At 63.3% G+C, this 10,580-nt stretch carries 9 protein-coding genes; 5 read left to right on the top strand and 4 right to left on the bottom strand.

Features of this window, described 5'->3' with window-relative positions; translation table 11 throughout:
- The first annotated feature begins 43 nt into the window (after positions 1 to 43).
- The 5 genes from K3752_RS17520 (at position 44) to K3752_RS17500 (ending at position 5,010) form a co-directional block, all read left to right on the top strand.
- Complete coding sequence (locus tag K3752_RS17520; protein ID WP_260063940.1) at positions 44 to 1,228, top strand: glycine C-acetyltransferase; 1,185 nt, start codon at positions 44 to 46, stop codon at positions 1,226 to 1,228.
- The gene (locus tag K3752_RS17515) at positions 1,228 to 2,178 is read left to right on the top strand and encodes a PLP-dependent cysteine synthase family protein (RefSeq protein ID WP_260063939.1); all 951 of its coding nucleotides are present in this window, start codon (positions 1,228 to 1,230) and stop codon (positions 2,176 to 2,178) included. The genes K3752_RS17520 and K3752_RS17515 overlap by 1 nt, the downstream gene beginning before the upstream one ends.
- Positions 2,179 to 2,198: 20 nt before the next feature.
- Positions 2,199 to 3,227: an L-threonine 3-dehydrogenase gene (gene tdh / locus K3752_RS17510; RefSeq protein WP_260066358.1), complete on the top strand. Its 1,029-nt coding sequence runs from the start codon at positions 2,199 to 2,201 to the stop codon at positions 3,225 to 3,227.
- A 64-nt stretch (positions 3,228 to 3,291) separates the two neighbouring features.
- Positions 3,292 to 4,179: a tryptophan 2,3-dioxygenase gene (locus K3752_RS17505; RefSeq protein WP_260063938.1), complete on the top strand. Its 888-nt coding sequence runs from the start codon at positions 3,292 to 3,294 to the stop codon at positions 4,177 to 4,179.
- Between the two features lie 3 nt (positions 4,180 to 4,182).
- A complete protein-coding gene (locus K3752_RS17500) occupies positions 4,183 to 5,010 on the top strand; it encodes an alpha/beta hydrolase (RefSeq protein WP_170369908.1) in 828 nt (275 codons plus the stop codon).
- Between the two features lie 51 nt (positions 5,011 to 5,061).
- On the opposite strand, the gene infB is transcribed toward K3752_RS17500, so the two are convergent.
- Genes infB through rimP form a run of 4 tightly spaced genes read right to left on the bottom strand, consistent with a single transcriptional unit; the run spans position 5,062 to position 10,406 of the window.
- On the bottom strand, positions 5,062 to 7,542 hold the full coding sequence (infB, locus tag K3752_RS17495; RefSeq protein ID WP_260063937.1) for a translation initiation factor IF-2: 2,481 nt from the start codon (positions 7,540 to 7,542) through the stop codon (positions 5,062 to 5,064).
- Between the two features lie 8 nt (positions 7,543 to 7,550).
- Complete coding sequence (locus K3752_RS17490; protein ID WP_170343128.1) at positions 7,551 to 8,174, bottom strand: RNA-binding protein; 624 nt, start codon at positions 8,172 to 8,174, stop codon at positions 7,551 to 7,553.
- 22 nt (positions 8,175 to 8,196) lie between these two features.
- A complete protein-coding gene (gene nusA / locus K3752_RS17485; protein WP_260063936.1) occupies positions 8,197 to 9,816 on the bottom strand; it encodes a transcription termination factor NusA in 1,620 nt (539 codons plus the stop codon).
- Positions 9,816 to 10,406: a ribosome maturation factor RimP gene (rimP, locus tag K3752_RS17480; RefSeq protein WP_170343129.1), complete on the bottom strand. Its 591-nt coding sequence runs from the start codon at positions 10,404 to 10,406 to the stop codon at positions 9,816 to 9,818. Before rimP ends, nusA begins: the two co-directional genes overlap by 1 nt.
- Positions 10,407 to 10,580: the final 174 nt, after the last annotated feature.

The raw sequence follows: 10,580 nt of genomic DNA, 5'->3' as shown, positions 1-10,580 counted from the left end.
CGTCCGTTATGTTAGATACGCGACTCAGAAGAAGGAGATCGCCATGGCTGATGCATTCCTGTCCCACGTTTCGGACACCCTCTCGCAGATCAAGGCGGAAGGCCTGTACAAGACGGAACGAATGATCACCTCGCCCCAAAGCGGCGAGATCACGGTGGGCGGACGTCAGGTCATCAACCTGTGTGCCAACAATTACCTGGGTCTGGCCGACCATCCGGCGCTGATCGAGGCCGCCAAGAACGCGATGGAGCCCAAGGGGTTCGGCATGGCCTCGGTCCGGTTCATCTGCGGCACGCAGGACATCCACCGCGAGCTTGAGCAGCGGCTGGCCAAGTTTCTGGGCAAGGACGATTCGATCCTGTTCGCGGCCTGTTTCGACGCCAATGGCGGGCTGTTCGAACCCCTGCTGGGCCCCGAGGATGCCATCATCTCGGACAGTCTGAACCATGCCTCGATCATCGACGGGGTCCGGCTGTGCAAGGCCAAACGCTATCGCTACATGAACAATGACATGAACGACCTCGAAGCCTGGCTGAAACAGGCGCGCGAGGACGGGGCGCGGCACATCATGATCGCCACCGACGGCGTGTTCTCGATGGATGGCTACCTGGCCAACCTGCCCAGGATCCGCGAACTGGCCGACAAATACGACGCGGTGCTGATGGTCGATGACTGCCACGCCACCGGCTTCATGGGGCCGCGAGGCGCGGGCACGCCGGATCATTTCGGCGTGGACGTGGACATTCTGACCGGGACATTGGGCAAGGCACTTGGGGGGGCAATCGGCGGTTACATCGCCGGGCCGCAGCCAGTGATCGACCTGCTGCGGCAGCGGGCGCGGCCCTATCTGTTCTCGAATTCGCTGCCGCCTTCCATCGTCGCCGCCGGGCTCGAGGCGATCCGCCTGGTCGAAGAGGGCGACATGCTGCGCAAGCAACTGTTCGGCAACGCCAAATACTGGCGCACCGGGCTGGAGAAGCTGGGGTTCGACCTGCTGCCGGGTGAACATCCGATCATCCCCGTGATGCTGGGCGAGGCGCAGCTGGCGCAGGACATGGCCGCCCGCCTGTTCGACGAAGGCGTCTATGTCTCGGGCTTCTTCTTCCCGGTGGTCCCGCGTGGCCAGGCCCGCATCCGCACCCAGATGAACGCGGCGCTGACCCGCGACGAGTTGGACCGCGCGCTGGCCGCCTTCGGCAAGGTCGGAAAGGCGTTGGGGGTCATCTGATGGTTCTGAACTCGGTCATCGACGCGATCGGCGATACGCCCCTGATCGAGCTGTCCCGGGTTTGCCAAATACTGGATCTGGACGGCCGTATTCTAGCAAAGCTGGACTATCTGCTGCCGGGCTTTTCGAAAAAGGATCGGGCCGCCCGGTCCATCATCGAACAGGCCCGCGCCGACGGCAGCCTGATCCCGGGGCAGACGGTGGTCGAGCTGACCTCAGGCAACATGGGCACCGGCCTGGCGATTGTCTGCGGCATTCTGGGGCACCCGTTCGTGGCGGTCATGAGCGCAGGGAACTCGGTCGAACGCGCCCGCATGATGCGCGCCTTGGGCGCCGAGGTGGTGATCGTCCCTCAGGCCGAAGGCGGCAAACCGGGCGAAGTCTCGGGCGCCGACCTGGCGCTGGTGGATGACGCCGCCCGCCGCATCACCGCCGAGCGCAACGCATTCCGCGCCGATCAGTTCGGCCACGCGGGCAACCCCAAGGCCCATGCCGCCGGGACGGGTCCGGAAATCTGGGCCCAATCAGCAGGTACCGTGACAGCCTTTTGTGATTTTGCCGGCTCTGGCGGCACACTTGCCGGGGTCTCTGACTACCTGTCACCCCTTGGGGTGCGGTGCTATGCGGTCGAGCCCGACGGCGCTCGTGCCTTGGCCGGTGAACCCGTCCGTGCGCCCGATCATCCGATCCAGGGCGGTGGTTATGCGATGTCGGTTCTGACGCATCTGAACGGAGCGAAATTGGCCGGTCATCTGTCCGTCACCGGCGCATCAGCGCGCAACGCCGCCCGCCTGTTGGCCCGCACCGAAGGCATCTTTGCGGGCTTTTCCGCCGGGGCGAACCTGGCTGCCGCCATCGACCTGCTGCGTGGCCCCGAACGCGGTGGCTGCATCGCCATCGTGATGTGTGACAGCGGCTTGAAATACCTGTCGACCGATTTGTGGGAGTGATCCGGATGCGACCCAACACGATGAAAGCGCTGGAGAAGTCCAGGCCCGAAGAAGGGCTGTGGATGGTACAGGCCCCGGTCCCCGAGATCGGCCCCGACGAGGTTTTGATCCGCGTGAAAAAGACCGGGATCTGCGGCACCGACATCCATATATGGAACTGGGATGAATGGGCGTCGCACACGGTGCCCGTTCCCATGATCACCGGCCACGAATTCGCCGGCGAGATCGTCGAGCTGGGCCGCAATGTGACCGGGCTGAAGATCGGCCAGCGCTGCTCGGGCGAGGGCCACCTGATCGGTACCGACAGCCGCCAGAGCCGCGCGGGCAAGTTCCACCTGGACCCGGGCACGCGCGGGATTGGGGTGAACGAACAGGGCGCTTTTGCCCAATATCTCAAGCTGCCGGCCTTCAACGTGGTGCCCCTGCCCGACGATATCCCGGACGAAATCGGCGCGATTCTCGACCCGCTGGGCAATGCCGTGCACACCGCACTGAGTTTCGATCTGCTGGGCGAGGACGTGTTGATCACCGGCGCGGGCCCGATCGGGATCATGGCCGCCGCGGTGGCTCGCCACGCCGGCGCCCGGCATGTGGTGATCACCGACATCAACCCCGACCGGCTGGCGCTGGCGCAGCATGTCGTGCCCTCGGTCCGGGCGGTGAACGTGGCAGAGGAAGACCTGCAATCGGTGATTTCCGACCTCGGCATGAGCCAGGGTTTTGACGTGGGGCTGGAAATGTCGGGCTCGCAGGCGGCGCTGGACCAGATGGTCGAGGCGCTGGTGATGGGCGGCAAGATCGCCCTGCTGGGCATTCCGCCCGGAAAATCACCCGTCGACTGGAGCCGCATCGTGTTCAAGGCGATCACCATCAAGGGCGTCTACGGCCGCGAGATGTTCGAGACATGGTACAAGATGATCGCGATGCTGCAGAACGGGCTGGATGTCAGCCGAGTCATCACCCATCGCTTTGCCATCGATGATTTTGCGCAGGGCTTTGCCGCCATGAAGTCGGGAAAATCGGGCAAGGTGGTGCTGGACTGGGCCTGACCCTCTGGATAGTTGCAAACGCACCTTCTAGACAGGTGCGCACACATGCCGGGGAGGACATGAAATGGCCGACAATGCCAAGGGCGACCGCCCGCTGGAACGCGGAGTCGAAGACACGCTGGTGACCGATTTCGCGGACACGCACCGCAAAAGCTATGGCGACTTCCTGCAGCTCAAGACCCTGCTGAACCTGCAGAAAACCTTTCAGGACCCGGCCCAGCCCGATGAGATGCTGTTCATCATCATCCATCAGGTCAGCGAGCTGTGGCTGAAACTGATGCACCATCAGCTGGTCGAAGTGCGCCGGTTCCTGCAGCAGGATGAGTTCGGCCCCGCGATGAAGAACTTGGACCGGATCAAGGCGATCCAGAGGCAGTTGATCGCCGCGTGGGAAACCCTGCTGACCATGACGCCCGCCGACTACATGACCTTCCGCAAGGCGCTGGGCAATTCATCCGGCTTCCAAAGCTACGGCTATCGTCAGATCGAGTTCATTCTGGGCAACAAGGACACGGCAACGCTGAAGGTGCACGCGCATGACTCCGAAGTGATGGAGATGCTGACCGCCGCCCTCGTCAAGCCGTCGCTGTATGACGAGGTATTGCACATGCTGGCGCGGCAGGGTTTTAACGTGCCGCAAGACCTGCTGGACCGGGACTATTCAAAGACCTATTCCGGTGATCCGCGCATCGTCGAGATCTGGGCCGAGATCTACCGGAACACGGGCCGGTATTGGGACCTGTATGCGCTGGCCGAAAAACTGATGGATGTGGAATCGCTTTTCCAGCGTTGGCGCTTCGACCATGCGACCGCCGTCGAACGTGTGATCGGTATGCAGCCCGGCACCGGCGGCTCCAGCGGCGTGGCCTTCCTGCGCAAAGCGCTGGAGCTGCGATTCTTCCACGATCTCTATGACGTGCGCACCGACCTGATGTATGGCGGACAGGGCTGAGCCATGCTGTATCGCGGATTTTCCCAAGAACAGCTGGAACGCGAATACGCGCCCAGTTCGATGATTGGCGGTGACCTTGCGCCCTATCTGGCGGCCTATTCGGCGCTCAGCGCGCAGGCGCGGGCGCAACTGACGGTGCAAGAGAACCTCGGCTATGGCGACACGCCCGCGCAGGTGCTGGATTTCTTTCCCGCCCGCACGCCCAATGCGCCGCTGCATGTGTTCATCCATGGCGGCTATTGGCAGGCGCTCAGCCAGCGCGATTCGGCGATGATGGCGCCCGCGCTGGTCGAAGGCGGGCAGGCCTTTGCAACGGTGAACTACACGCTCGCCCCCGACGCGCGGCTGGACCAGATGGTCGATGAATGCCGGACCGCGCTGCTATGGCTGGCCACCCGGGCCAAGTCGCTGGGGTTCGATGCCTCGCATGTCACCCTGTCCGGGCACAGCGCCGGTGCGCATCTGGCAGCGATGGTCATGGCGACCTCGGCCGACCAATTCGCCCGGATCGGCCTGCGGGTGCGCGAAGTCATCCTGATCAGTGGCGTCTACGACCTGGAACCGATCAGCCTGACCCCGGTCAACGATCCGCTGCAGCTGACCCCGGTCGAGCTGCACGACCTGTCCCCCATCCTGAACCTACCCGCGCCTGGGCCACGCTATCGGGTAACGGTGGGCGAGCGGGACACGGGCGAGTTCATCCGCCAGAGCCGCGACTATGCCGAAGCGTTGCGCAAGGCCGGCCATGCCGTCAGCTTTGACCTGCAGCCGGGCACGCACCATTTCGACATCATCCTCAAGGACGGGACGTTTCTGAACGACCACCCCTGAAAACGAAAACGGCGGCCCCAAGGACCGCCGTTTCTTTCAATTTCGACCGGATCAATCCAGCGTGCGGGTAACTTCCTCACGCTCGAAGATCTCGATCACGTCGCCGGGGCGGATATCGTCGTAGTTCTCGAACGCCATACCGCATTCCTGACCCGACTGAACCTCGGCCACTTCGTCCTTGAAGCGCTTCAGCGTCTTCAGCGTGCCTTCGTGGATCACCACGTTGTCGCGCAGCAGGCGCACGCCGGCCGAACGGCGGGCAACGCCCTCGGTGACCAGACAGCCGGCAACCTTGCCGACGCCGGTGACCTTGAACACTTCCTTGATCTCGGCATAGCCGATGAACTTCTCGCGGATCTCGGCGCTCAGCAGGCCCGAGGCGGCGGCTTTGACGTCATCCACCAGATCGTAGATCACCGAGTAGTAGCGGATCTCGACGCCCTTCTGGTTGGCGGTGTTGCGTGCCGAAGCATTTGCCCGCACGTTGAAGCCAAAGACCGGAGCACCCGACGCTTCGGCCAGGCCGATATCGGTTTCGGTGATGGCGCCGACGCCCGAGTGCAGCACGCGCACGCGCACCTCGTCGTTGCCGATCTTCTCCATCGCCTGCACGATCGCCTCGGCCGAGCCCTGCACGTCGGCCTTGACCAGAATGGGCAGCTCGGCCACGTTCTCGTCTTCCTTGGCCTTCTGCATCAGCTGTTCCAGCGTGGTCGCGGCACCGGCGGCGGCGCGCTTGTCCTTGGCGACCTGCGCGCGGTACTCGGCGATCTCGCGGGCCTGCGCCTCGGTCTCGGTCACGTTCAGAACGTCACCGGCCTCGGGCGTACCGTTGAGACCCAAGACCTCGACCGGAACCGAAGGACCGGCCTCCTGAACGCGCTCGCCCTTGTCGTTGATCAGCGCGCGGACCTTGCCGTACTGCTCGCCCACTACGAAGATGTCGCCCTGGCGCAGCGTGCCCTTCTCGACCAGCACGGTCGCGACCGGGCCGCGGCCCACATCCAGCTGCGCCTCGATCACGGCACCTTGCGCGGCGCGGTTCGGGTTGGCCTTCAGCTCCAGAATCTCGGCCTGCAGCGCGATGGCTTCCAGTAGATCGTCCAGACCCTGTCCCGTGATGGCCGAAACTTCGACATCCTGAACCTCGCCGGACATCTTCTCGACGATCACCTCGTGCTGAAGCAAGTCGGTGCGCACCTTGTCCGGGTTGGCCTCGGGCTTGTCGACCTTGTTGATCGCAACGATCATCGGAACACCGGCGGCCTTGGCGTGGTTGATTGCCTCGACCGTCTGCGGCATCACCGCGTCATCCGCCGCAACAACCAGCACCACGATGTCCGTTACCTGAGCACCGCGCGAGCGCATCGAGGTAAAGGCCGCGTGGCCCGGCGTATCCAGGAAGGTCAGCGTAGTGCCGTCGTTGGTCTGCACCTGATAGGCGCCGATATGCTGGGTAATGCCACCGGCCTCGCCCGCAACGACTTTGGCGTCGCGGATCGCGTCCAACAGCGAGGTCTTGCCGTGGTCGACGTGACCCATGATGGTAATGACCGGCGGACGGGGCTGCAGGTCTTCATCCTTGTCCTCGACATCCGAGATGACATCCTCGACATCCGCATCCGAAACCCGCACGACCTTGTGGCCGAATTCTTCGATGATCAGTTCGGCAGTGTCGGCGTCGATGGTCTGGTTCTGCGTGACCATCATACCCATGTTCATCAGCGACTTGACGACATCGGCGACGCGTTCGGCCATACGGTTGGCCAGTTCCGATACGACGATCGCCTCGGGCAGTTGAACCTCGCGGATCACCTTTTCCCGTTCGACCGAGCCGCCCATGGCTTTCTGCCGCGCACGCTCCTGCTTGCGCTTCATCGATGCCATCGAACGCTGCCGACCACCTTCACCGCCCGAAAGCGCCTGATTCAGGGTCAGCTTGCCCGAACGGCGGCCATCGTCACGGCCCTTGCCGCGCGTCTGACGCTGTTCGCGGTCCGCCTTGCGGGGCGTTTCCGCTGGCGCAGGCTTGCTGGCCGCGGGGGCCTTGGCCTTGGGCGCCTCTTTCGCGGCCGCGGCTTCTGCTGCGGCGCGCTGAGCGGCTTCTTCGGCCTCTTTCTGCTTGCGCTCTTCTTCCTCGGCTTTCTGCCGGGCTTTCTCCTCGGCCTCGCGCTGTTCGCGCTCTTTGGCCTCCTGTTCGGCGCGGCGGCGTTCACGCTCTTCGGCGCGCGCCTTTTCCTCGGCCTCGCGGCGTTCGGCTTCCTCGACCTCACGGGCCTTGGCCGCCTGCAACGCCTTCAGGCGCCGATTCATCTCGGCATCGGAAATCCCGGCCGGCCGGCGCGAAGGATCACCCGACGGCGCAGCGCCACCGCTGGGCTTGGACGCTCCCGGCTTGGGAACCACCACGCGCTTGCGTTTTGTTTCCACCACGACATTCTTGGTGCGTCCGTGGCTGAAACTCTGTTTCACATTCCCGGGGCGTGCCCCACCACGAAGACCCAATGTCTTTTTGCCGTCACTATCGCTCATAAAGCTTCTTACCCTTCCGCGCGGCCCTTGCCGCCGTCATCCATATCGCGCAAGCCACGCAGGCGCTGCGCTTCCTCTACAACACGTTTGGCGAGTCCGCCAGAGGCGAGCGCCGCATGAATCACCGTTTGGCGCCCAAATGCCGCCCCAAGCTCGTCTGCGGTCAGCCAGCCGATGTATTTCCCGAAATGCGGCGTGCTCAGCTTGGACTTGCCGCGCCCGGAACCATCGACCGCCTGAATCAGAACCCAGGCCTCTTCGCGATCAAGCCAGGACTTGACCTTTTCATACCCGGCGACCGCATCGCCGGACTTTCGCGCCAGGCTGATCAATTCGATCACGCGGCGCGACAATTGACGCTCCACCTCGTCCACAAGGTCCTGCGGTACAGTCACCTGCGCCTTGAACCCGCGTGCAAACAGCTTCTTGCCGACGGCCGTGTCCAGCGCCTTGCGATCCGCCGAGACATAAACGCCCCGACCCGGCAACTTGGACGCGACATCCGGGAAAACCTGCCCATCCGGGCCGGTTACAAAGCGGATCAGCCCGTACCGAGGCTGCACCTCGCCCGTGGCGATGCATTTCCGCTCTGGCCCTTCGGACCGTTCCTTATGGACGCCACCGCGACCCATGTGTGCCACCCGAGGCCTGGAATCAGGCCTCGGCCTCCTCGTCTGCTGCTTCGTCCTCGAGTTCTGCCTCGGGCTGCTCCAGATCGGCGGGGTCGACCCAGCCCAGCATGACCCGGGCGGTCATCACCAGATCCTGTGCCTCTTCCAGCGTCACGCCAAAGGGTTCGAGAATACCGTCATCCTTGACCCGCTGGCCATCAACCGTGGTCCAGCCTCCGGCCAGTTCCCAGTCAGCGCAGGTTGCAAAGTCTTCCAGCGTCTTGACGCCGTCCTTGGCAAGCGCCTCAACCATTTGGGGTGTCAGGCCCTCAAATTCAATAAGGCTGTCCTCGGCACCCAGGCTGCGGGCGCTGTCCAGCGCCGCCTTGGCCTGTGCCTCAAGGAATTCGCGCGCACGGGCCTGCAGCTCGTTTGCGGTGCCTTCGTCGACGCCATCGATCACCAGCAGTTCGTCCAGCTCGACATAGGCCACTTCTTCCAGGTTGGTGAACCCTTCCGAGACCAGCAGCTGGGCAAAGAATTCGTCCAGGTCCAGGCTGTCCATGAACAGCTGCGTGCGGGCTTCGAACTCCTTCTGACGGCGCGCCGATTCTTCGGCCTCGGTCATGATGTCGATGTCCAGACCGGTCAGCTGGCTGGCCAGACGCACGTTCTGACCACGACGACCGATCGCCAGAGACAGCTGTTCCTCGGGCACGACGACCTCGATCTTGCCGGCCTCTTCGTCCAGAACCACCTTGGAAACCTCGGCGGGTTGCAGCGCGTTCACCAGGAAGGTCGGCTGGTCTTCGTTCCACGGGATGATGTCGATCTTTTCGCCCTGCAGCTCGTTCACGACGGCCTGCACGCGGCTGCCGCGCATACCAACGCAGGCGCCGACGGGATCGATCGAGTTGTCATACGAGATGACCGCGATCTTGGCACGCGAACCGGGATCACGGGCCACGGCCTTGACCTCGATGATGCCGTCATAGATTTCCGGCACTTCCATCTTGAACAGCTCGGCCATGAACTCGGGCGCCGTGCGCGACAGGAAGATCTGGTGACCGCGCGTTTCGCGGCGCACTTCCTTGATGTAGGCGCGCACCCGGTCATTGGGGCGATAGCTTTCACGGCCGATCTTGTCGTTGCGGCGCAGGACAGCCTCGGCCCCGCCCAGATCGACGATCACGTTGCCGAATTCTTCGCGCTTGACGGCGCCATTGATGATGGTGCCGACACGATCCTTGAAGTCTTCGTACTGGCGGTCACGCTCGGCCTCACGAACCTTCTGCAGGATCACCTGCTTGGCCGACTGAGCGGCGATCCGGCCCATTTCCACCGGCGGGACCTCTTCCACGAAGACATCACCGATCTCGGGCGATTCCATGTATTGCTTGGCCTGCTCGACGGTCATCTCGGCCTGATAGTTCTCAAGCTCGTCATCCGCGACCACGGTGCGGACCCGGGTAAAGGTCGCCTTGCCGGTCTTGCGGTCGATGGACACACGGATGTCCATTTCCGCGCCGTAGCGGCTCTTGGCGGCACGGGCGAGCGATTCCTCCATCGCTTCGACGACCAGACCGGGGTCGATCATCTTTTCGCGGGCCACAGCCTCGGCGGTCTGCAACAGCTCAAGCTGGTTTGCTGAGGTGATTGCCATCAGTTCGTCTCCTCTTCGGACCCTTCGGTCTCAATCTCGTCGAAAGCGTTTTCGTTCAGGGCGCCGGCATCCTTGCGCTGGCGCAACATTTCCTTGATCAGGTCATCAGTCAGGACCAGCTTGGCATCGCTCAGCCAGTCGAATTGCAGACCGATTGTCACGGTATCTTCGCCGTTGGGGATGTTGATCAGAACCTCATCCCCTTCGACACCGGCCAGTTCCCCTTTGAAGCGGCGGCGGCCGTCGATCAGTTCGGTGGTTTCCAGCTTGGCCTCGTAGCCCTCGAACATCTCGAAGTCCTTCAGCCGCGTCAGCGGGCGGTCGATGCCAGGGCTGGACACCTCGAGCGTATAGGCGTCGAGGATCGGGTCCTCGACGTCCAGCGTGGCGCTGACCGCGTTCGAGATCTCGGCGCAATCATCCACCTCGATGCCGCCATCGGGCTTGTCGGCCATGATCTGCAGCGTAGTCTGCTTGCCGCTCATCAGGCGGATGCGGACCAACTCATACCCCAGATCCTCGATCACCGGAGTGATAATCTCGGCCAGTCGTCGGTCGATCGCCGCCTTGGCTATCAGGTCGTTTGTCATATGGTGCTCTACCCTTCAATCGGGCACAAAAAAACGGGCGCGCGGCCCGTCGAATTTTCCGGTGGAGCCTCGGACCAGAAGTCCGACACGCCGCTGTTGCAACTGCATATACGCAGGACGCCCCGAGTCTGCAACCCCTGCCGTCAACCAACGGACAATCCGCGTCAGTTTTCA

Source organism: Ruegeria sp. B32, from assembly GCF_025141855.1.
GTDB classification, from domain to species: domain Bacteria; phylum Pseudomonadota; class Alphaproteobacteria; order Rhodobacterales; family Rhodobacteraceae; genus Ruegeria; species Ruegeria arenilitoris.
The sequence above is the reverse complement of the archived record's forward strand: the minus strand, read 5'-3'. Positions and strand labels throughout refer to the sequence as shown.